This is a genomic window from Dokdonia sp. R78006, assembly GCF_042466145.1.
Taxonomy (GTDB): Bacteria; Bacteroidota; Bacteroidia; order Flavobacteriales; family Flavobacteriaceae; genus Dokdonia.
Genome location: NZ_JAXHBU010000001.1, coordinates 896,964 through 919,202, shown reverse-complemented (window position 1 = coordinate 919,202; position 22,239 = coordinate 896,964). Strand labels below are relative to the sequence as shown.

Sequence of the window (22,239 nt, the reverse complement as noted above, 5' to 3'; positions counted from 1 at the left end):
GAAAGCGTAATTACACCCTACACCATCTATTTAATATCTATCTTTTACTTGCTTGTTAAGGGAATTGATACACTCTTCAAAAGTATCGTAAACCTCTGTTTCTGGTATTAACTCAGGGATAATTTTAATGCGTTCTAGCATATATTTAGGCTGTTTCCTTAAGCCTACAATATGCACATTAATTCCGCCTTGGTTAAGTTGGAGAATCGTGTCTTCTATAGCATATACACCAGACTGATCTACATAAGGTACACGACCCATACGCAAGATAACGTCTGACGCAGTAGCAGGTATCTGCTTAGTTAGTGCAGAGAAGTCACTCGTATACCCAAAAAATAACGGACCACGAAGGTGTTTTATAAATACTTCCTCTTTAAGGTGATCTGGAAAAATAAGTTCATCACTCCATAAAACTTTATTCTTCTCTGCGGCGCGTAGGTCAAAAACTTTAGACTGTCTAGCGGTAAAGTCACCCATCTTTTTCATAAACATAAGGCACGATAGCACAAGCCCAATTCCTACTGCTGCCACTAGGTCCCACACTACAGATAGCACGAGTACCACAAGCATTATAATAACTTCAGAACTTAGTTTGATAGGACCAAGTTTTATGTCTTTAGGAAGATTAGGGATTGCTTTTAACCCTTTGTAATCCATAACGCCGAGACCAACTGTAATTAAGATTCCAGCAAGTACAGCTGCGGGTATTTGTGAAGCTATAGGGCCTAAAGCAAGTAAAATAAATAGTAGCAAGACGCCAGCAATCATACCTGATAGTTTAGTCCTACCACCAGAGTTGATATTGACTACCGTTCTAATTGTTGCTCCTGCACCAGGAATCCCGCCAAAGAAGGAAGCAATCGTATTACCTATACCTTGACCTATAAGTTCCTTATTAGGTTTATGTCTAGTCTTCGTCATATTGTCTGCCACAACAGATGTAAGCAGCGAATCTATTGCTCCCAAAAACGAAAGCGACAGTGCCGTGAGTATATATGGTGATATGATGCTAAACTTAAAGTCTGTAATAATAGAAAGCTTAGGCACTGGAAATCCGCTCGGGATTTCTTGAATTGCTCTGTATTCGAAGGGCGCGACGTATGCAACTCCAGACACGACAAGCAGTGCAACAAGTGTACTAGGCACAATGGTTGTGATACGTTTAAAACCATAAATAATAAAGATAGTAGCAAGTGCGAGGGTAAGCTCTATCCAGTTTATGTTCTGCAAGGCACGTCCCATTACTTTAAAGGTGCCCACTACTCCAGACGAGGATGCCTTTGCAAGTGTAATCGCTTCTTTGTATACATCTGTATCGTCTGTGAGTTTTGCTTTGCGTATAGTTTCTTCAAAATTTTCGAGAACTAAGAGACCTTTTCCTGCTTCATTCTCTAAAATTTTATTGAGCACAATCTCTTGCGCTTCTGGCTTAAAACTATCTACATAACTCTCATCTTGATTAGGGTAATAACCTACTGCAGGCAAGAGCTGTGTGATAAGAATCATAATACCTATGGCGGTCATAAAACCAGATACAACAGGGTAGGGAATGTATTTGATGTATTTACCTATACCCATTACTCCTAACACTATCTGAAACAGTCCAGCGAGTAAAAAAACCGTAAGTATAGCGGGTAAAGCCTTCTCAACATCACCATCAAAAGTTGCAATAATACCTGCAATAACCACCATGCTTACTGCCGTCATAGGAGCTGTAGGTCCAGAGATTTGAGTAGGAGTACCTCCAAACAGCGCAGCAAAAAAAGCAATAAAAATAGCACCGTATAATCCGGCACTTGGACCTAGACCAGAAGATACACCAAAGGCTAGTGCTAGTGGTAAGGCTACAATACCTGCTGTAATTCCTCCAAAGGCATCGCCTTTAAGGTGTTTAAAGAAGTTTTTCATAATGGTTAGGTTGGTGTCAAAATAGAAAGTTAATTCATCGCATAAAAATAGGGTGGCTTCTTAACGGAACCACCCTACTAATTTAACATTTTTGTTTGTATCAAGCGTATGCTTTCGCGAAAGCGTTTTTACTACATGAAAGTTACTCTTCCATCAGTAATATCATACATAGCGCCTACAATTTTGATTTCACCATCTTTCTCCATGTCATTTAAAACAACACTTCTTGATCTAATATTGTCGATGGCGATTTTTACATTTTCACGAGATACTTCATCAACAAAATCTAAATTTGCCGAAGTTCTTAAAGCCTCATCTTTAGGCTCTTTTACAGCTGCTACGGCTGGCTCTATTTTATTGATAAGAGCAGTAAGATTACCTAATCTCACGTGATCACAGGCTCCTTTAATAGCTCCACAACTAGTGTGACCTAATACTACAAGAAGTTTAGTTCCTGCTACTTTACAAGCAAATTCCATACTTCCTAAGATATCTTCATTAATAAAGTTTCCTGCGATACGCACGCTAAAAACATCTCCTAGCCCTTGATCAAACACAAGCTCTGCAGATACTCTAGAATCTATACAACTTAAGATTGTTGCAAAAGGATACTGCCCGTCAGAGGTGTCATTTACCTGTTCAAGTAGATTACGATTAGCTTTTAAATTTTGCAAAAAACGCTGATTCCCTTCTTGCAAGAATTCTAATGCAGTATCCGGGGTCATTTTTGCTTGTGAAATTTTAGTATGTGCTTTCATAATTTATGCTGTTTTTGGTCTTAGTTTAAAGAATTCAATATAACTAGGTGGGTTCTCTACAATACCACGTTCTGAGATAAGTTTGATATTTATATTTCTACTTTTTGCTTTGCCAGCAAAATCTTCTAGAATTTCTATAATATCATTGTCTAAAAAGCGCGTTTTACGCACATCTAACTCAAGATACGAGTTTTCAGGTAAATTGTCTAGTTCTTTGAGAATAGCACCTTTGTTGAAGAAAGTTACCTCTTCGGCAAGTGTCATTTTCATTTTTGAAGCTCCATTACTTATATCTTCCTTATGTAAGAAGTGTGAGTTCTTGTAACTCTTAAATAAAACCACAACAATCCCTACGGCAAGACCAAGGCCTATACCCCATAATAAATCTATAAAGAAAATTCCTACTACAGTAACTATAAACGGTACAAATTGTTTCCAACCAGCACTCCACATTGCTTTAAAAGTAGACGGTTTTGCTAGTTTGTATCCCACAACTAGTAAAATTGCTGCTAGTACTGATAATGGTATTTTGTTAAGTAGTGTAGGTATTAGAATTACAGAGATTAATAATAAGAAACCGTGAATGATTGCTGCCATTTTAGTTTTTCCTCCAGACTGTATGTTTGCAGATGATCTTACGATTACTTGTGTTACAGGAAGTCCTCCTATCATACCAGATAAGATGTTTCCTGTTCCTTGGGCTAGCAGCTCTCTGTTAGTAGGAGTTACATTTTTATCTGGATCGAGTTTATCTGTAGCCTCAACACATAATAAGGTTTCTAAACTTGCTACAAGTGCTATGGTAAATGCTGTTACCCATATCGCTGGGTTTGTTATTGCTGCAAAGTTTGGAAAAGCAAATTGACCTATAAAACTGTCTACACTATCAGGTACTGGTACACTTACTAAGTGCTCTGCACTTATTCCATATTCAGATCCTTGAGTGCTTGTAAAATATATGATACCTACAGCAACTGCAACAAGTGGTCCTTGCACAAGTTGGAATATCTTTCCCTTTTTAGATAGAACATTACTCCATAATATGAGTATTCCTAAGGCAAGTACTCCTACTAATGTTGCTCCTATACTTATAGATCCGACGATATTTCCTAGTTCTGATAAGGTGTTTTCGCCATCCATTTGAAAAAAAGCAAAATCTCCCTCTGGATCTGCATCATACCCAAAAAAGTGCGGGATTTGCTTGAAAATAATAATGATACCAATACCCGTGAGCATTCCTTTAATTACTGATGAAGGAAAGTAATATCCTATCACACCGGCTTTTAAAAATCCAAACACTAACTGTATAACTCCTCCTAATACTACTGCTACAAGGAAGTTTTCATAACCACCTAAAGCACCAATGGCAGTAAGAACAATCGCTGCAAGTCCTGCAGCTGGACCACTTACTCCTATTTTAGAGCCACTTAAAGCTCCTACTACAATACCTCCTATAATACCTGCAATAAGACCAGAAAATAGCGGAGCACCACTGGCGAGAGCAATACCAAGACATAGTGGTAATGCAACAAAAAATACAACGACACTTGCGGGTAAGTCGTTTTTTAAATATTTGAACATAATTCGTGATTTGAACACTTCTATTAAGGTAGAGGTGCAGTTTTTAAATAAAAATTGTGGGTTTGCTTACGCGAAAACGAAACGTAAGTTTACGCCTCTACATATACCTGATAAAGAGTCAGGGTTAAGATAATCTATAGTCTGGTGGTGGAATATTAATATCCTGAGTATAATCATAAGTACTCATAAAGTAGGAATAGCTAGAAAGCTCAGCAGTTTCGTCTACTTCAATCGGGAAAAAAGCAAGGTCGCTGAAGAATTTTTCATACTCTTCAAGTTCTTTTTTGGTCTCGTTTTTCTCCTCTTCAATGTCCTGTACAACCTCTATATCTGCTTCGTTATCAAGTAACGCAAGAAACGCTGGGCCCAAAATAGAGAAGGACAGCATTAACGCTAGTGAATACAAGATAAAAGCCTTGAGCATTGTTTAATATAATTAATGATAAAGATAAATAAATTTAATACCTCCTAAAAGGCATAAAATAGTTTTTATGATTGCCTCAGGCTTTTATAACTATGGCTTTGATTAGGGAATAGTTAAGTTAATTACATACCTATAAGGGCTATTAATCTTAATAAGCTTGAGCAAAACGTAGTTGTGGGATTGATAGTATTACTCTATTGGCTAGAGAAGGTGTATTATTTGTTCTTGTAGTGGAGTGAAAGGAGCAAGAGTTGTTTTACAACTCTCTTATATCTGTAGTAGGAATCCAGCCCGTTCTTCCATCCACAAGAAGTATTTTTTTCCAATTGTCGACAGTTTCCAGCACCATTACTTTTGTGCCTTCGTGTAATAAGAATGCTTCTTGACTTGATAAAGTAGGCTCTCCTTTTACTTGAGATTCTTTTGCAAATACGATGGCTGGGTTGTCCTTGGATATTTTCGCGAAAGCGGAATACGCAAATAATAAAGAACATACAGCAAGCACTAGACTAACTAATGATGACACAAATAAAGCACGTTTCTTAGTAGAACTAGCGGTAAAGTAGTACCCTAAAAATAGCAGTGTACACAGCGCAACAAATATTACCGTTGCATACGCCCATCCGTCTGTAGTGAGTAATGTAAGCACGCTATTGTACCACTTTTTAAACGTGTTTTCTGGTAACGGTGTGATGGCGTCTATGGTCATCTTCTCTGCAAAAGAGGCATTGTTTTTTATCTCTTGATCTGCAGGAGCTAGTTGTTTTGCTTTCTCATAATAATAGATACTGGGAGCAACATTATTGAGCTTAAAATGTGCATTTGCAAGATTGTAATAAACGGCAGCGCTTTCTTGATTTGCGTCTAGCACCTTTTTATAAGCATCTATGGCTTCTTGAAATTGGCCATTTGCATAATGGTTATTGCCTTGCTCAAAGAGCTGCTCTGGTGTTTGTGCAGTGGTAAAAATGGCCGCTAGCATAAAAACGGTCACTACGAGATAATTGATTACGTTTCTCATGTTACAGTTGTTTATCTAAAGTGCTTATTACTCGTACCGCCTTGTCATAATCTTGTTGCATAGCTACGTCTCCAGTAGGAGTGTATCTTGCAAACTCACAGCTTTCTAGTAAGCTTATAAACTCAATATTAGTAGCAGTCTCTGCATTTCTTTCCTCTAGAAGTCTTGTGATACGATCTTTAGACATCTCACTGGTAGTAATGCTAAGCTTTGCTTTGAGATAGTTATGAAGTGCTCGCTCCATTGCGATATAAAACTCTTTCTGGTTACCTAGACTTTTCTTTGCAGTACTTAAAAATTTACGAGCTAGCTTATCTGCTTTTCTAATTCTATTACCAGTGACATCGCTTGCATACGCATCACGCTTTTTACGAATAATCATCGCAAGCGGAATTAATAGAAAAGGGACAATCACTAAGGTCCAGAACGTATTACTTTTAAAAAACTGTTCCTTTAAGACAGGAGTTAAGTTGGCTTTTGTCTTAATATATTGAAACTGATTTTGCGCTGCAACTACCTGATCACCATCTGCTGTATTTGCATCTGTGGTCACTGGGTTTTCTAAAGGCCCATTATTTACAGTAACGACAATATCATCAGATGTAAGACGCTCATAGGTTTTAGTCCTAGGGTTGAAATAAGAAAAAGAGAGTGGTGGTATAGGGTAGGTTCCTTTATACTGAGGAACCACCGTGTAAGAATTCTTTTTCATACCACTCATACCTGCAAGGTTAGTGCGTATCTGGTCACCATTTTCTGGTTCATAAACTTCTAGAGAGCTAGGAAGGGTAGGCTCTGGAAGCTCAAACAGCTTTAAATTTCCTTTTCCTTTGACCTCTACACTCATTTGGAATGCTTCACCAGCATCTAGGGAGTCTTTATCTGTACTTACTGCAAATTCAAATTCTCCTACGGCTCCACCAAAATACTCGGGTTTACCCGCTTCTGGAAGTGGTTTTACATCTACAGTTCTCTTTGCAGCACTTACTGTAATATTTGCACTTTTACTGAGTGGCCTTCCAAAAATGTCTCTACGACTTGTAGGAACGCTCACAGCCACGCTGAGGCTAAGAGGTTCTATCTCTAACTTACCAGTTTTTTGAGGATAAAGTACAGTTCGTCTTAGGATGACATATCTATAAGGCTTGCCTTGATAGGTGCCATCATATATTTTAAACTGTTTCTCATCTGCACTTTGATTCCAGAAATCTGCAAATTTTGGTGATTCAATCTCGCGCCAATTATTTACAGATGTAGTTTCAGACACGTAAAGTTTATATACTACCGTAAAGGCCTCATTGAGGTAAGGACTTGTTTTTGAAACTTCGGCAACGAGGTGTACATTTTCTTTGGCTAGGTAGGTAGGGTCGTTCGGGTCCTTAGGTATTTCTACAGCGCTAGTGACTACTACGGGAACCGCGGGTGACTTATAAACCTGGTCACCTACTGTTATTTCTGCTTGGCCTATTTCTAAATTCCCCTGTCGTGTAGGGGTTAAGAAATAAGAAAATGTTTTTGAAAAACTACCTTTCCCATTAATCCACTGTCTGCTTGTAGTTTGACTAGGACCACCCACTACTGTAAAGCCGTCAAAATCTGGCGACTTAAAGTTGTCACCATCTTGATTCATGGTAAAATCTACACGTAAACGTTCGTTTACGCCTAGTCTGTTTTTACTCAGTTTTGCGTTAAACTGTACATCTTGTGCAACCGTTGTTATTGTTGCGAGTAAGAATAGAATTAGTATGTTTAATTTCATCTTCATTACCAGTCTTTCTCTGTTTTGACTTTAGCACCTTTCACCTTCTGTGCGTTCATCTTTTCTTGCGTTTTCTTCTCTTGATCTTGCATAGCTTTTAGTAAGCTTTGCACTTGTTGAGGAGATAACTGTCCCTGTTTAGGCTGTGGTGGAGGTTGTTTTTTATCTTCTTCACCCTCGCCACCATCTTGCTTTTTATCCTTGTCTTCAGGCTTTCCATTGTCATCTTCCTTCTTTTCTCCATCATCCTCTTTTTCCTCTCCTTTATCATCGGTTTCATCTTTATCACCGTCTTCTCCTTCTTTCTTATCTCCGTCGCCTTCTTCGTTTTCCTTCTTTTCGTCTTCTTTTTTATCCTCGTCTTGATCTTCCTTGTCGTCATTATCACTACCGCCGCCACCGTCATTTTCTTTCTCTTTCTTGGCTAGTTGTAAATTATAACGAGTTTCTTCATCTGTAGGATCTGCACGCAACGCATTTTTATAAGCCTCTACTGCGCCATCCCATTGCTCTTGTTGGAATAAAGCATTCCCAAGATTGTGAAACGCTTTATGTTTCTCTTTCTTAGTTTGAGCAACTGCAGTGGCTTTAACCAACGCATCTGTACTTTCTTCCCATCTTTTGTTCTTGTAGTAATTGTTACCCGCATTATACTTTGCAGGAACACTCTCTGGTGTCAATGAAATTGCTGCTCTTAAATTTGATTCCGCTTTCGCGAAAGCGTTAAAATCAACCACACCACCTTCTTGATTAACCATAGCTTCTGTCCCTTCTACAATGAGCTCTCGAGCTTGATCTGCATAAGGATTCTCTGGAGGAGTCGCTTTTTTATCTTGTGCTGTGATGGTAAACGAAAGGAGCAAGGCAACTATAAATAGTGTGTCCTTAGCACCTTGTAAAGGAGCCATCGTTTTGTGCGATATGTTAGTTATAAACTGTTTCATTGTACATTTCACTATTACTTCACTCTTGTGAGGGAGTGATTTAATGAGGATGTTTAATTATCGTTGAATAGGTTTAGTTTTTTAAGCCAACTAGTCTTACGGTCTAGTAAGAAAATGTCTAAAAACAATAGTAATAATCCAGCTCCCAAAAACCACTGAAACTGATCTTCAAAATCTGCAAATTGCTTTGCTTCAAACTCTTTCTTATCCATTCCGTTAAGCAAATTCTGTACCGTTTCTACTACTGTGGCAGTGTTGCTCCCATCAATATATTCTCCATTTGCTCCTGAGGCAATCGCTTTTAATGTAGTATCATCCAGACGGGTAATTACAGTCTCGCCATTTTGATCTTTCTTGTAAGACTGTACGATACCATCACGTTTAAGTGGTATAGGTCCACCTTCTTGTTTACCCACACCTATCGTAAATATGCGTATACCTTCTTCGTTTGCTTGCTCTGCTATATTAGAAGATTCACCTACGTGATCTTCTCCGTCAGAAATGATAAATAATACTCTATTTGTTTGCTCCTCGTCGTTATAGTAGGTTTTAGCAAGTTCTATGGCTTCTCCGATAGCTGTTCCTTGACTAGATAGCATATCTGTGTTCATCTGGCTTAAGAAGAGCTTTGCACTACTATAATCTGTAGTAATAGGAAGCTGCGGGTAAGCACTACCAGCATATGCGATGATACCTATACGATCACTGCCTAGATTATTAATAATCTGAGTAACGAGTTGTTTTGATTTTTCTATTCGATTAGGAGCTATATCCTCGGCAAGCATAGATTTTGATACATCTATGGCAAAAACCACATCTACACCTTCTCTTTTTACAGTTTCTAACTTGGTTCCTATTTTAGGATTTACAAGCCCTACGACTAGAAATAATATGGCAAAACATACTACTATGACTTTAAGACCAGTCTTAAAGTAAGATCTGTTGGGACTTAGTTTCTTAAGTAATTTAGCATTGGCAAATTTCTTCTGTGCATTGCGTTGCCAGATTATTACACCAAGGTACAAGAGTATCACCGCCGGAATAGCCAGCAGTAACCAAAACCATATTTTTTCTTCTAATAGATACATAGTTGCTTTCTTGAAGCGCTATTTATTTTTAAACAAAACTCTTGAAGACCGTGTATTTCAACAGTAATTCTATGAGTAGTAGTAACCCAGCTAGTAACACAAGCGGGCGATATTTTTCTTCGTAGTTCGTGTATTTGAACTCCTCTACATCTGTACGTTCAAGCTTATCTATCTCATTATAGATTTCTTGTAGCTTCTCATTATTAGTTGCTCTAAAATATTGCCCACCGGTGGTGGCTGCAATTTCTTCTAGTAGCTCCTCATCAATGGTTACTTGGATGTTCTCATACACAAAAGTTCCATTTGCATTACGAGCGTACGGTGATAATGCCATCCCGTTTGTTCCCATCCCGATGGTATACACTTTAATTCCAAACTCTTGAGCAAGTTCTGCAGCAATACGAGGATCTATTTGCCCTGCGTTATTCTCACCGTCTGTCATTAAAATAATCACCTTACTTAGTGCCTTACTGTCTTTAAGACGGTTTACACCAGTAGCAAGTCCCATTCCTATAGCAGTTCCTCCTTCTATAATGTTATTGTATTGGATACTTTTAAGTGCACTAAGTACAATGCTTTTATCACTGGTAATAGGCGTTTTTGTAAAACTCTCCCCTGCATATTCTATAAGACCTATACGGTCATTAGGACGTCCATTTATAAAGCTCGCAGCTACCTTTTTAAGAGCTTCAAGTCTATTAGGACGTAAATCTTTTGCAAGCATACTGGCAGATACGTCTATTGCGATTACAATATCTATACCTTTTGTGGTTTTAGTCTTAGTAGATACCTCCACATTACGAGGTCTTGCTAGTGCGACGATTATTAAGCTTAATGCAGCGAGGCGTAGTATAAATAATAACGGTCTAAGTTTAGGTAGTAAGCTGCTTCCAGTTTTAAAACCTTTAATGCTTGAAAGCTTTACCGCTGGGGTTTGCTTCTTGCGCTTCCATAAATACCAAGCAATGGCAACTGGCATTGCTAGAAACAGCCAGAAAAACTCAGGATTAGTAAATTCAAAATTGCTTAGCATTATTTCTCTTCTTTTTCTTTAGCCTGGAGTTCGATACTTTGCATCACGCGCTCTGCGATTTCTTTTCCGTAGGGGTCTTCATCGTGCCAACTAATAAATAGTTGCTGAATCACATTTTCTGCTTGAAACGTTATAAACGCATATTCTCCAGCATCTACAGTTCCTTTTTCTTGATCAATTACTTGAGAGCCACTACCAAAGGTTTTAATACCTTCTGCACCATTAGGCGTTGCAAACTTCTCACTCTTAAGAATATCTGCCGAGAATCCGTTTGCTTCAAACATAGCAAGTTGGCTAGATATTAATTGCTCCACTTTTACGTCGGCTCCTTTTGGGAACTTGAATTGGTATACACCAATAGTCACATTTGCAGGGAACGTTTGCCATCCAAATGCCGTTGCTTCAATCTTTCCTTGAGCCTCTGGTGGTAATGGAACTTCTTGGCGTGTAAGTACTTTTGGAGTACTTACTACCATAGAAGGTATGCCATATTCACTCGTAATCCAGTTACCTTCGGCGAGCTCTCTTGTCATGTTTCCAAAAACAAAATCCTTCACTTCACTATATCCTTTAATAGCGATTCCTATTCCTGTAGCGAGTAGTAAAATTGCGAGGATACCGCCTATTCCAGAAAGCCAAAGTTTCCTTTTACGCTTTCGCGAAAGCTCCTCTCTGTAATCTTCCTGCATCATTAATTCCTCAACAGTAGGAGGTGGTAATGCTTCTCTGGTTTGTTTTACAATATCTTCTACAGCAAGTCTATCTGCTTGTGCCTTTCCTTCTGGCGGATTCACACGCGCAAATTTTACAAGGTCTGCACGTTTAAAAATATCTTTAATACTAGCAATAGTATGCTTGCTGAAATCTATATGACCACTATCGCGTTCCATCTCAAGACGGGCAATAAGCTCGTCTGTGGTGCTTTCCATAGAGCGATCATACACCTTTTCTTCATAATAGCGACGTATGGCGTCTGTGAGTACAGAGTAGTACTCTTTGTATTTAGCTTCGGCAATGAGGTTTTTACTATCTAGCGCTGTAAGCGTAGCCATTGCCTGCTCAAAAGGAGGGATGTATTGCTCTGCTTCTTTTTGTTTCTTGTTGCGACGTAATAACCACCATAAAAACAATGAAATCGCTACCACTACTGGGATAATCCATAATAGATACTTCCACCAGTTGCTGTAGTCTCTGGGTAGGTCTATAATAGGTTTGATGTCATATAATCCTTGATTTACGGTGTCAAGAATCACATTATTTACCTCAACAAGAAAAGTATCTGTCTCAACCGTTCTTGTACCTATTATTACTTTTTGCTTTGGGATTACATAGCGACCACTGTCAAACTGTGTCAAGCCATATTTTTTAATAAGCTTCATTCTAGCAGAGGTAGAACTTGCTGTATCTATAGCATAACTCTCAATAACCTCCAGCGGACTAAAAGTTTGTCCTTCTGGAAAAATAACAGCTTCACCATCATTTGCTAGCGCCTCAATTGTATAATTGATTTGCTGGCCTATGAGAATACTTGTAGAATCTATGGTTGCACGCACATCATCTTGCGCTTGAACCTGTAGTGAAGAAATAAATAGCAATAAGACTAACGATAACGCACGAAGAATCGCATTCTTAGGAGTTGTTATGTATGTTATGTTGTTATTCATTAATTTTTGTCATCTAATGCGAGATTATTTTTAATCTAGCTTTTTATTTTAACCTTACCCTCTTCTCTTAAAATAGCCTAGAAGCTTCTTTACATAGCTTTCATCTGTCCTTACGTCTATCACTCCTGCACCACTACGTTTAAAGGTTTCTTTAAAATAATCTACACGTTCTCGGTAATAATTAGTGTAATCATTACGCACCTTTTTTGAACTTGTATTTACAAGCATGAGTTCGCCAGTTTCTTCATCTTCCATCTGTACAATACCTAGACTTGGGATGCTTTCTTCACGCTGGTCATAAATGCGTATGCCTGTAATATCATGTTTATTTGCAGCGATTTTCATCGTTTGCTCGTAACCATCTGTAATAAAATCTGAAAGCACAAAAACAATTGCTTTCTTCTTCATTACATTGCTTAAGTACTTAATAGCTTGAGAAAGGTCTGTTTTCTTAGATTTTGGCTTAAACTCTAGTAGTTCGCGTATGATGCGGAGTACGTGGGACTTTCCTTTTTTAGGAGGTATAAATAATTCTATCTCATCTGTAAAAAGGATGAGACCTATTTTATCGTTATTCTGCATGGCGCTAAAGGCTAGCGTCGCAGCAACTTCTGTGACAATCTCGTTTTTGAATTGCTTATCTGTACCAAAAAATTCTGACCCAGAAACATCTGCTACAAGCATCATTGTGAGTTCGCGTTCTTCTTCAAAGACCTTAATGTAGGGCTCACTATAGCGAGCGGTTACATTCCAATCGATGTTACGCACATCATCGCCAAATTGATACTGGCGCACCTCAGAAAAAGTCATACCACGTCCTTTAAACGTAGAGTGGTACTCACCACCAAAGATATGATCAGACAGTCTACGTGTCTTTATCTCAATCTTGCGTACTTTCTTTAAGAGCTCCTTAGTATCCAATGGTTCTTGTTGCCTTTTGTGTAATAATATGAGGGTTACAAATGATTTTTTAATCTAAAGACTATGGTACTTCAATCTGATTAACAATCTTGTTAATGATATCTACAGAGGTGATATTTTCTGCTTCTGCCTCGTAGGTGATTCCTATACGGTGGCGTAAGATATCGTGTACTACAGCTCTTACATCTTCTGGAATTACATATCCTCTACGCTTTATAAAAGCATAACACTTTGCAGCAGTTGCAAGGTTAATACTACCACGAGGAGATGCTCCAAAATTAATAAGAGGCTTAAGATCTGCTAGTCCATAATTTTCTGGATAGCGAGTTGCAAAGATGATATCGAGGATGTACTTCTCAATCTTTTCATCCATGTATACTTCTTTTACGGCTTCTTGTGCACGTAAAATTTGCGCCACTGTAACTACAGGATTTACTTTCTCGTAAGAACCCTTTAAGTTTTGGCGTATAATGAGTTGTTCGTCTGCTATTGTTGGGTAATCAATTACCGTTTTAAGCATAAAACGGTCTATTTGTGCTTCTGGAAGTGGGTACGTACCTTCTTGCTCTACAGGGTTTTGAGTTGCCATTACTAAGAATGGTTTGTCAAGAATAAAGGTTTCATCACCTATGGTTACCTGCTTTTCTTGCATTGCCTCTAGCAGTGCAGATTGCACTTTGGCTGGAGCACGGTTAATCTCATCTGCAAGAACAAAGTTTGCAAAAATAGGACCTTTCTTGATGCTAAAGTCTGCAAGCTTCATGTTATAGATAAGTGTTCCCACTACATCTGCTGGAAGTAAATCTGGAGTAAACTGTATACGAGAGAAAGACCCGTCAACTGCTTGTGCAAGCGTATTAATCGCAAGCGTTTTTGCAAGTCCTGGAACTCCTTCTAAGAGAATATGACCACGACCTAAAAGACCTATAAGTAAACGCTCGATCATGTGTTTTTGACCTACGATTACTTTGTTCATTTCCATTGCGAGAATGTCTACAAAGGCACTCTCTCTTTCTATCTTCTCATTGATAGCCTGTATATCAATAGCAGTAGTATTTTCTTCCATAATTTCAAATTCTATTAAGCAGATACTTCTAACGTCGCAAAATCACATTTTATTCCTATAAAGCTTGTTAACATTTGGTTAAAAATAAAGGAAAATAAAGGGCTTCGCACACATTTAGGTAGTTTTAGAAGTAGTAATTTTATTCAGAATGCAAATTAAAAAACGATAATGAAATTTTCAAGAATTATTCAAGGTTGTATGACGTGGGGCGTTTGGGGTAAGCAATTCAACGAGCAGCAAATGATTGAGACTATGAATCATTGTTTGGAGAAAGGTATCACCACTTTTGATCATGCAGATATTTATGGGGATTACACGACTGAGGGTGAATGGGGTAACGCTTTCGCGAAAGCGGATATCTCCAGAGACACCATACAGATCATAAGCAAATGCGGTATCCAGATGAAAGGAGATGCTCGCAAAGAAAATACCATCAAGCATTATCAATATGATAAAGAGTACATCATCTCAAGCGCCGAAAGATCATTAAAGGAGCTGCGTACTGAATACCTAGATTTATTTTTATTACACAGACCGAGCCCACTTTTAGATCCAGATGAAGTGCAAGAGGCAGTGAGTCAATTACAACAGCAAGGGAAGGTTAGGGATTTTGGGGTGTCTAATTTTACACCGCGAACTGTAGATTTACTGGCTACAAAAAGTAAGGTAACTGTAAATCAGATTGAAATTTCTATCACAGAACGGTCTTCACTTACAGATGGAACGCTTGATTACATGATGACTCACAATATAACTCCTATGAGTTGGAGTCCGCTGGGGTCTGTTTTTAGAGAAGACACCCCGCAGAATATGCGTATCAAGAAAAAATTGAAAGAGCTAGGCGATAAGTATAACGCAACTCAAGACCAACTACTACTAGCGTGGTTACTCAAACACCCAGCAAATATTCACCCAGTTATAGGAACCACAAATAAAGACCGAATCACAAATGCTGTAAAAGCAGTGGCGATTAATCTTGAAAGAAAAGATTGGTTTGAATTGCTGGAAGCTAGTACAGGAGAAGAAGTAGCCTAGTACAGCGTTGTTTAAAAATAAATAGAGGGCTGCATAATATGCAGCCCTCTATTTAATAATATGATTATTTTTTATTGAAAAGTTACGGCGTCTACAGTTGTAATAGCGCCTACTTCTACATTTACGTCTGTAACAGTAATAGTTTCAAATCCAGCTGCTGCATCGATTTGGTAAGTCAGTGTGTAAGTTCCAGAAGGCACTCCTGCAAGTAAAAATTGTCCAGTCTCGTTTGTAAAGGCAGAAATTTCTGTTGTTCCGTTTGTTGCAGTTACCTCAGTAATAAAGTCTAAAGGAAGAACAGTTCCAGAGATAGCTCCAGATTCTGCCTCAACACTAGCTCTAATTACTGGCTTTAATAAGTAACCACCATTTCCTTGCTGTACGATAGATTCATCTACATCAAAATCTAATAAAAACTCATAGAAAATACCGTCTTCTAATGTCTCATTAACTTGAACTTTAAGACCGCTTTGCTGTGCACTTGGCGTTTGTAAAGGGAATGTTTCTCCATCTACAACGATAGTGTTGTCAGAACCTAGTATTAATCTAATCTGACTTAAGTTTCCAGTTTCTACTTGGTCATCTACTAGCAATACGTTAGTTCCTGCAGTAAGCTCGAGAAGATCGTATACTCCAGCATTTACGTCGTTGCTTATTGTTATATCGTCATCATCATCGTTGTTTCCGTTGTATTTAATAACTACATCCTGTACGTCAATAAATACAGCATCATAATCTCCAGGAGCATCTGTAAGACGCACAGCCATACGAGCTTCACCTCTTTCTGAACTGTTATCGTCATCGTCACAAGAAACAATTCCAAAAGCAAGTACGCTCATAAGCGCATATTTTAAATAAGTCTTCATAATTTGATAGTTTATTAATGTGTTGTGTAAAACTATTATACGTTTTAAAACCTACATTTAGACTTAACACTTATTAACTGGGGCTATAAGAATATCTTAACTTTCAAATTCAGTGATAAAAAGGTACTTTTAAAAAAACGTAATTTTAATGACAGCACTTATAACAGGCGCAACCAGCGGGATAGGAAGAGCAACAGCAATACGCTTTGCAAATGAATCTATAAATCTTATTCTCTGCGGGCGACGTCAAGAAGAATTAGATACTCTCAAAAATGAATTAAGTAAGCTCGTGCAAGTACATACGCTCAATTTTGATGTGAGAAATAATGAAGATGTACAAAAAGCTATTTTAGACCTACCAGAAGATTTCAAACAAATAGACATCCTTATTAATAATGCAGGTAATGCTCACGGACTCGATCCTATACAAAGCGGATCTATAGAGGATTGGGACGCCATGCTTGACATTAACGTAAAAGGATTGCTTTATGTGAGTAAGGCGATTATTCCACAAATGACCGCACGTAAAAGCGGACATATAATCAACATAGGGTCTACCGCTGCCAAAGAAGTATATCCTAACGGAAATGTATACTGTGCAAGTAAACATGCCGTAGATGCTATTAACCAAGGGATGCGCATTGATTTAAATAAATTTAACATCAGAGTAGGAGCAGTGCATCCTGGAATGGTAGAAACAGACTTTAGTAAAGTTCGCTTTAAAAATGATGACGAGCGAGCAGATAAGGTGTATCAAGGTTTTGATTGCCTACAACCAGAAGATATTGCAGATATTATTCATTTTGTAGTATCAAGACCTTATCATGTGAACATAGCAGATTTAGTTGTGCTTAGCACTGCACAAGCATCTTCTACTATTGTAAATAAAAGTTGATTGCAAGCTGACTAATAAAATAATGCGATGATCAATAAACGCCTTCTCGTAAAGAACTTACTCGCTCATAATGACGAGAACAGTTTCTACGACAAAAAGCGTAAGATTGACATCAGTAACAAAGAAGGGAAGGCAAAGTTTTTAAAGCATATTTGTGCGCTTTCCAATAGTAACCCAAAGAACAATTCGTTCATAGTAATAGGCGTAGATGATGGCGAAAATGCTATTATAGGTGTGCCATTTTTTGATGACAGCAAACTGCAGAATCTCATAAATGCATACTTAGATAATCCTCCTATAATATCTTATGAGAATATTCCTTTTCCTAATTTGCCGCAGGACAAAGTAGTGGGACTTGTTACCATACGAGCACAAGATAAGCTTACAGCGTTACGACGTAATATCTGGAAATATTGGGGTGGCACGGTCTTTTTTAGAGATGGGAGTATGTCTATGCCTAAGACGTTCAAGTCAGATATTGTAGATGTAAATAGTGAGATTGTTGCGGCAATAGAAAATCACGCAAAAAACAGCATAGGTCTCACGCTTGATGGTGTAATGGACTTTGTAAATCATCGTCATAAGGACATGGAGAGCACTTATAAGGTATTTAAAGAGCAGTTTGTGTTGTGCTGGGCAGGAAATAAAAAGGTGGTTAAAGGTCAGACCTATTACTCTCGGGTAGATATAGAGCTCATTAATGAACAAGTAAAACTATTTTACTCAACACTAGATGAGGTAACTATTACTTATGATGAGGATTGCTTCAAAATTCAAGAATTCGTGCACTTGGGAGTACAAGAGCAATTTAAATATTATCCACTAGAGGAGGTGGTGATACGCTTTCGCGAAAGCGGTACTTATACCATTGATACAACGCTTATTTTTGAACCACCAGTGATAGATAAGAAGACCTTGTATCATATTTTTAATAATAACAATGTCATTTTTTATAAGCTGAAGCGAGGTATAAACCTTAATCAAGGGGAGTGGAATGATTTATATAATCTAGCTAATACCTACTTGATTTGTTATCTCAATGGTTTTGAAACAGCCATACAGAAGCTGGTAGAATTGAAACCTTATTTGAAAGTTTTAGATGGCGCTGTCTACGGAAGATATAAGGAAGCCATGCGTATTCTGAGAAAGGTGCGTTATGAATGAAAAATTAAAAAAGAAAGAATAAGAGTATGAGAACATTAGTTTTCGGAGATATACATGGAGGTTATAGAGCCTTAGTGCAGGTAATGGAGAGAGCAAATGTCACACAAGATGATCATCTCATTTTTTTAGGAGATTATGTGGACGGCTGGAGTGAGAGTGATGCAGTTATAGATGAGTTAATGCGCCTCAAGAAAGAATATAAAAAAGTCACTTTAATACGTGGTAACCATGACGACCTTGTGCAGCAATGGCTAGAAGGAAAAACAATGTCTCCTAAGTGGTTACAGCATGGCGGGCAAAGTACAATAGATTGCTATGAGAAGAGATCTGCTCAAGAAATTCAAGAGCATATTGAATTTTATAAGACTTTTGAGGATTACTATTTAGATGATGAAAATCGGTTTTTCTGTCATGCAGGTTTTCAAAATTTAAACGGTCCAGAATACGAGTGGCATAGTACTGCATTTTACTGGGATCGTACACTCTGGGAAATGGCTTGTGCAATGAGAGAAGATCTCAAAAAGGAAGACCCACTATATCCTAAACGTTTACAACTATTTGAAGAGATTTATATAGGTCATACACCCACTACGCGCATTAATTCCTTTGTTCCTGTAAATAAAGCAAACATCTGGAATCTTGACACTGGAGCAGCTTTTAAGGGTTCACTTACGGTAATGGATGTGGATACAAAGGAATTTTGGCAAAGTGATGCACTTCCTTCGTTATACCCAGATGAAATAGGTAGAAACTAAGAGTTGGCATTGCAAGAAGCAATTAATAAGGAGGTCCGGCGTTTTTAATTTCTCCCGTATCTTTAACACAAAGAATCTTTTATGAACTTTAGCGCCCAGCCGCACATTGCGAGATGGTTTATCATCATCGCTTCGCTTATCATTACCACACTTATCTTGTGGAATGTGTCGCTGTTTTTTGATCAGCTCAAGGATGCAGAGCGTTCTAAAGTGGAGATTTATGCCGCTGCTTACAGGGCATTTGCAAATACAAGTGATGTTAATCTAGAAACTAGAAACAGGGATACACGCATTGTTTCTGACGAGCTTATATCTCTGCAGCAATTTATAATAGGTGATAATAGAACCATCCCTATACTTTTATACAGCATAGAAGAAAACCATTACACCCCTAGAAACATCAATAAAGAAGATAAACTCTCTCAAGAAGATTTTAAACGACTTGCAGAAGAGTATGCGCTCATTAATGAGCCTATTGTGATAGGTTACGACGGAGTTGATAGTCAGATTTTATATTACGGAAACTCATCTGTTATTAATCAGCTTAAGTATTTTCCTATTGCGCTTATTGTGATTGTTATTCTCTTTGTGGCATTGATATACTTCTATTACTTAACCTCAAAAGCTGGAGCTCAAAATCTGCTTTGGGCAGGTATGGCAAAGGAAACTGCACACCAAATAGGGACACCACTTTCATCTCTTGTAGGCTGGACAGAAATTCTCAAAACAGAAAATGTAGACCCAGATTATATTGCAGAGATGACTAAGGATATCAATAGGCTAGAGACCATTACAAATCGTTTTAGTAAGATAGGCTCTGTCCCAGATTTAGAAAAAGTAGATATCATAGCAGAGACGCAAGAAGCTTATGATTATTTGAGCAAGAGAAGCTCTAAGCTCATTAACTTCACACTAGATGTTCCTCAAGGGGAGTTGCCTGTAATGCTCAATAAAGAGCTGTATGGATGGACTTTTGAGAACCTCATTAAAAATGCTATTGATGCCATGAAGGGTAAGGGAGCGTTAACCATTGCAATCTCACGTGACACTAGATTTGCCAAAATTCTAATTACAGATACAGGTAAAGGAATCCCAAAATCTAAGTTTAATAATATTTTTGAACCAGGTTTTACTACAAAAAGACGTGGCTGGGGTCTTGGACTTTCGCTCGCAAGACGCATTGTTGAGGAGTATCATGACGGACGCATAAGAGTACTGGAATCAGAATTGAACAAAGGAACCACTATGCAAATCTCCCTACGACTAGCCGAATGAATACACGTATAAAAAATATAAAAGAAGAGATCATAAGTGACCAGTGGGCAACGCTTAAAAAAGTCTATTTTGATTATCAGAATGAAGATGGCTCTTGGGATCAGGTGCGACGCGAGGTCTATGACCGTGGTGATGGAGCTTGCGCACTGCTTTATAATGTGGAAAGGCAAACGGTATTGCTCATAAAACAATTTAGACTGCCAGCATATCTTAATGAGGATAGTGGTTTCCTTATAGAAGCTTGTGCAGGCATGATAGAAGATGAGACCCCAGAGCAAACGATTATTAGGGAGATAGAAGAGGAGATGGGTTACCGCATTGATAGCATTACGAAGGCGGGTGATTTTTTTATGACTCCTGGCGCAAGTACAGAGCGCATTCATATGTTTCTTGCGTCATATGAGGAAGGGCAAAAAGTTAGTGATGGTGGTGGTTTGGCAACAGAGCATGAAGATATCACTGTGGTTGAGTACGCTTTCGCGAAAGCGTTAAAAGCATTAAAAAATGGTGAGATAAGAGATGCAAAAACCGTAATCTTGCTGCAAAATTTGGCGCTTTCTGGAATCATGGAAAGATCTAACTAGCCATATACATCGTACTTCTTTTATGACAACCGAATTAAAGACCATACAAACGACTATTTTACAGTGCAACTGCCCAGAATGCTACAGTAATAGTGGCCTTGAATTAAGTTTCAAACAAGAGTGGAAAGATACTTTCTGGGTACAAAAAGCGACAGATGTTGTGCGTGAAGAGATATACTGCAAGCACTGTGAGTTTCCTATTTATCCCGTAAAATGGACCGCAGATATTGAGCGCCTCTATGAGTACAACCTAAAACGCGCCGAAAAGGAAACCTTCTTTAAAGTAAAATCACAAACCTATGTGATAGGGGCAATAGCTGTAGCAGTTATCGCTATTGTGGTTTTTGCGTTGGTTAGTAGTTTGTAAAACGTCTTAAAACTCCCTTTTTATAATCTCTACAAGCTCTTTAAACTCACCATCGCTAAGCGTCACTTTTTTCTTAAACTGGATATCCTCCATAGTTTGTAGTGGTACAAGGTGTACGTGCACGTGAGGAACTTCAAGACCTATTACAGAAACGCCTACGCGTTTACAAGGCACTGCTTTTTCTAGAGCAATTGCAACCTTGCGAGAGAATAGCATGAGGTCAAGATATTCTTGTTCTTCAAGATCAAATACTTTATTTACCTCTTTTTTGGGGATACAAAGTGTGTGTCCTTTTGCATTAGGATTTACATCTAGGATGGCGATGTGCTTATCATCTTCGGCAACGATGTGCCCTGGGATTTCTCTATTTATAATTTTCGTGAAAATGCTTGGCATATGAATGTGTTTATGAAATGGATAGGCAAATCTATTAAGTAAAAAGACTAAAAATTACATGGTAACTTTTAGTCTTTTAATGCTGTTAAAGAAGTATAAAGATTTCAACTTCAACTTCAACTTCAACTTCAATTTCGAGTTCAACTTAGTCCCTTGAGATAGAAACAACGTCAAATTTCATTACGCCACTTGGCACTTGAATCTCAGCTACTTCGCCTACTTCCTTGCCTAGCAGTCCTTTACCTATAGGTGAGTCTACAGAGATGAGTCCCTTTTTAATGTCGGCTTCATTTTGAGCTACAAGTTTGTAGGTCATGGTTGCGCCATTAATTTGATTTTTAATTTTTACCGTAGAGTGCACAAGTACTTTAGATGTGTCTAGTTGTGACTCGTCAATGATACGTGCATTTGAGGCTAGGTTTTCTAGTTTTGCAATACGCATTTCAAGCATACCTTGTGCTTCCTTTGCAGCATCATATTCGGCGTTCTCACTTAAATCCCCTTTGTCACGAGCATCTGCAATATCTTGTGACGCCTTAGGGCGCTCCACATCACGTAGGTGATTTAGTTCGTCCTTAAGCTTCTTTAAGCCCTCTGGTGTATAATAATTTACCTTACTCATAATAGATCCGGTTTAAGTATAATTAGTTTAAAAATGTTGTCATTTTATGCATACACATAAAAAAAGTCCCTCTTCGGGACGTGTCTCACGAATATACAAAATATTTTAAATCC

22 protein-coding genes are annotated in these 22,239 nt (G+C 38.2%); 7 read left to right on the top strand and 15 right to left on the bottom strand.

The annotated features are described in order from the left end of the window. Positions 1-30: 30 nt before the first annotated feature. The 12 genes from SJY37_RS04105 to SJY37_RS04050 all read right to left on the bottom strand — a co-directional run bounded on the left by SJY37_RS04105 (position 31) and on the right by SJY37_RS04050 (position 14,167). A complete protein-coding gene (locus SJY37_RS04105) occupies positions 31-1,908 on the bottom strand; it encodes a SulP family inorganic anion transporter (RefSeq protein WP_298323677.1) in 1,878 nt (625 codons plus the stop codon). 131 nt (positions 1,909-2,039) lie between these two features. Beyond that, entirely contained in the window at positions 2,040-2,666 is a 627-nt protein-coding gene (locus SJY37_RS04100) for a carbonic anhydrase family protein (protein WP_298323679.1), read from the bottom strand. A 3-nt stretch (positions 2,667-2,669) separates the two neighbouring features. Further along, entirely contained in the window at positions 2,670-4,247 is a 1,578-nt protein-coding gene (locus SJY37_RS04095; protein WP_298323681.1) for a SulP family inorganic anion transporter, read from the bottom strand. 124 nt (positions 4,248-4,371) lie between these two features. Beyond that, positions 4,372-4,671: a hypothetical protein gene (locus SJY37_RS04090; protein WP_298323683.1), complete on the bottom strand. Its 300-nt coding sequence runs from the start codon at positions 4,669-4,671 to the stop codon at positions 4,372-4,374. A 256-nt stretch (positions 4,672-4,927) separates the two neighbouring features. After that, on the bottom strand, positions 4,928-5,692 hold the full coding sequence (locus SJY37_RS04085) for a tetratricopeptide repeat protein (RefSeq protein ID WP_298323685.1): 765 nt from the start codon (positions 5,690-5,692) through the stop codon (positions 4,928-4,930). A gap of 1 nt (position 5,693) precedes the next feature. Next, the gene (locus SJY37_RS04080) at positions 5,694-7,457 is read right to left on the bottom strand and encodes a BatD family protein (protein WP_298323687.1); all 1,764 of its coding nucleotides are present in this window, start codon (positions 7,455-7,457) and stop codon (positions 5,694-5,696) included. Then, positions 7,457-8,395 (bottom strand): tetratricopeptide repeat protein, encoded by a 939-nt coding sequence (locus tag SJY37_RS04075; RefSeq protein WP_379952837.1) that lies wholly within the window; start codon positions 8,393-8,395, stop codon positions 7,457-7,459. Before SJY37_RS04075 ends, SJY37_RS04080 begins: the two co-directional genes overlap by 1 nt. A 53-nt stretch (positions 8,396-8,448) precedes the next feature. Then, on the bottom strand, positions 8,449-9,483 hold the full coding sequence (locus SJY37_RS04070) for a VWA domain-containing protein (protein WP_298323693.1): 1,035 nt from the start codon (positions 9,481-9,483) through the stop codon (positions 8,449-8,451). Positions 9,484-9,511: 28 nt separating this feature from the next. Continuing rightward, positions 9,512-10,516, bottom strand: a complete 1,005-nt coding sequence (locus SJY37_RS04065; RefSeq protein ID WP_298323696.1) for a VWA domain-containing protein — start codon at positions 10,514-10,516, stop codon at positions 9,512-9,514. Beyond that, complete coding sequence (locus SJY37_RS04060; protein WP_298323698.1) at positions 10,516-12,180, bottom strand: hypothetical protein; 1,665 nt, start codon at positions 12,178-12,180, stop codon at positions 10,516-10,518. The genes SJY37_RS04065 and SJY37_RS04060 overlap by 1 nt, the downstream gene beginning before the upstream one ends. A 54-nt stretch (positions 12,181-12,234) precedes the next feature. After that, entirely contained in the window at positions 12,235-13,101 is an 867-nt protein-coding gene (locus SJY37_RS04055; RefSeq protein ID WP_108877320.1) for a DUF58 domain-containing protein, read from the bottom strand. Between the two features lie 61 nt (positions 13,102-13,162). Further along, positions 13,163-14,167 carry a MoxR family ATPase gene (locus tag SJY37_RS04050; RefSeq protein ID WP_108877319.1) on the bottom strand — a complete coding sequence of 335 codons (1,005 nt, stop codon included), beginning with the start codon at positions 14,165-14,167 and terminating at the stop codon, positions 13,163-13,165. A gap of 168 nt (positions 14,168-14,335) precedes the next feature. Here SJY37_RS04050 and SJY37_RS04045 point away from each other — a divergent pair, with 168 nt between their 5' ends. Further along, on the top strand, positions 14,336-15,202 hold the full coding sequence (locus tag SJY37_RS04045; RefSeq protein ID WP_298323703.1) for an aldo/keto reductase family oxidoreductase: 867 nt from the start codon (positions 14,336-14,338) through the stop codon (positions 15,200-15,202). A gap of 71 nt (positions 15,203-15,273) precedes the next feature. Here SJY37_RS04045 and SJY37_RS04040 read toward each other — a convergent pair whose 3' ends face one another. After that, positions 15,274-16,068 carry a DUF4382 domain-containing protein gene (locus tag SJY37_RS04040; protein ID WP_298323705.1) on the bottom strand — a complete coding sequence of 265 codons (795 nt, stop codon included), beginning with the start codon at positions 16,066-16,068 and terminating at the stop codon, positions 15,274-15,276. A gap of 148 nt (positions 16,069-16,216) precedes the next feature. On the opposite strand from SJY37_RS04040, the gene SJY37_RS04035 reads away from it, so the two are divergent. The 6 genes from SJY37_RS04035 to SJY37_RS04010 all read left to right on the top strand — a co-directional run bounded on the left by SJY37_RS04035 (position 16,217) and on the right by SJY37_RS04010 (position 21,108). Continuing rightward, on the top strand, positions 16,217-16,963 hold the full coding sequence (locus SJY37_RS04035; protein ID WP_298323706.1) for an SDR family NAD(P)-dependent oxidoreductase: 747 nt from the start codon (positions 16,217-16,219) through the stop codon (positions 16,961-16,963). Between the two features lie 27 nt (positions 16,964-16,990). Further along, positions 16,991-18,127, top strand: coding sequence for an ATP-binding protein (locus SJY37_RS04030; protein WP_298323708.1), 1,137 nt, complete (start codon positions 16,991-16,993; stop codon positions 18,125-18,127). Between the two features lie 26 nt (positions 18,128-18,153). Next, positions 18,154-18,882, top strand: coding sequence for a metallophosphoesterase family protein (locus SJY37_RS04025; protein WP_298323710.1), 729 nt, complete (start codon positions 18,154-18,156; stop codon positions 18,880-18,882). Between the two features lie 81 nt (positions 18,883-18,963). After that, on the top strand, positions 18,964-20,157 hold the full coding sequence (locus SJY37_RS04020; RefSeq protein WP_298323712.1) for a PAS domain-containing sensor histidine kinase: 1,194 nt from the start codon (positions 18,964-18,966) through the stop codon (positions 20,155-20,157). Further along, positions 20,154-20,741, top strand: coding sequence for an NUDIX domain-containing protein (locus SJY37_RS04015; RefSeq protein ID WP_379952836.1), 588 nt, complete (start codon positions 20,154-20,156; stop codon positions 20,739-20,741). Before SJY37_RS04020 ends, SJY37_RS04015 begins: the two co-directional genes overlap by 4 nt. Before the next feature lie 22 nt (positions 20,742-20,763). Further along, a complete protein-coding gene (locus SJY37_RS04010) occupies positions 20,764-21,108 on the top strand; it encodes a hypothetical protein (protein ID WP_298323714.1) in 345 nt (114 codons plus the stop codon). A gap of 6 nt (positions 21,109-21,114) precedes the next feature. Here the strand turns inward: SJY37_RS04010 and SJY37_RS04005 are convergent, their stop codons facing one another. Together SJY37_RS04005 and greA are read right to left on the bottom strand one after the other, a co-directional pair. Continuing rightward, positions 21,115-21,504 (bottom strand): HIT family protein, encoded by a 390-nt coding sequence (locus SJY37_RS04005; protein ID WP_298323716.1) that lies wholly within the window; start codon positions 21,502-21,504, stop codon positions 21,115-21,117. A gap of 145 nt (positions 21,505-21,649) precedes the next feature. Beyond that, positions 21,650-22,126: a transcription elongation factor GreA gene (gene greA, locus SJY37_RS04000; protein ID WP_013750836.1), complete on the bottom strand. Its 477-nt coding sequence runs from the start codon at positions 22,124-22,126 to the stop codon at positions 21,650-21,652. Positions 22,127-22,239: the final 113 nt, after the last annotated feature.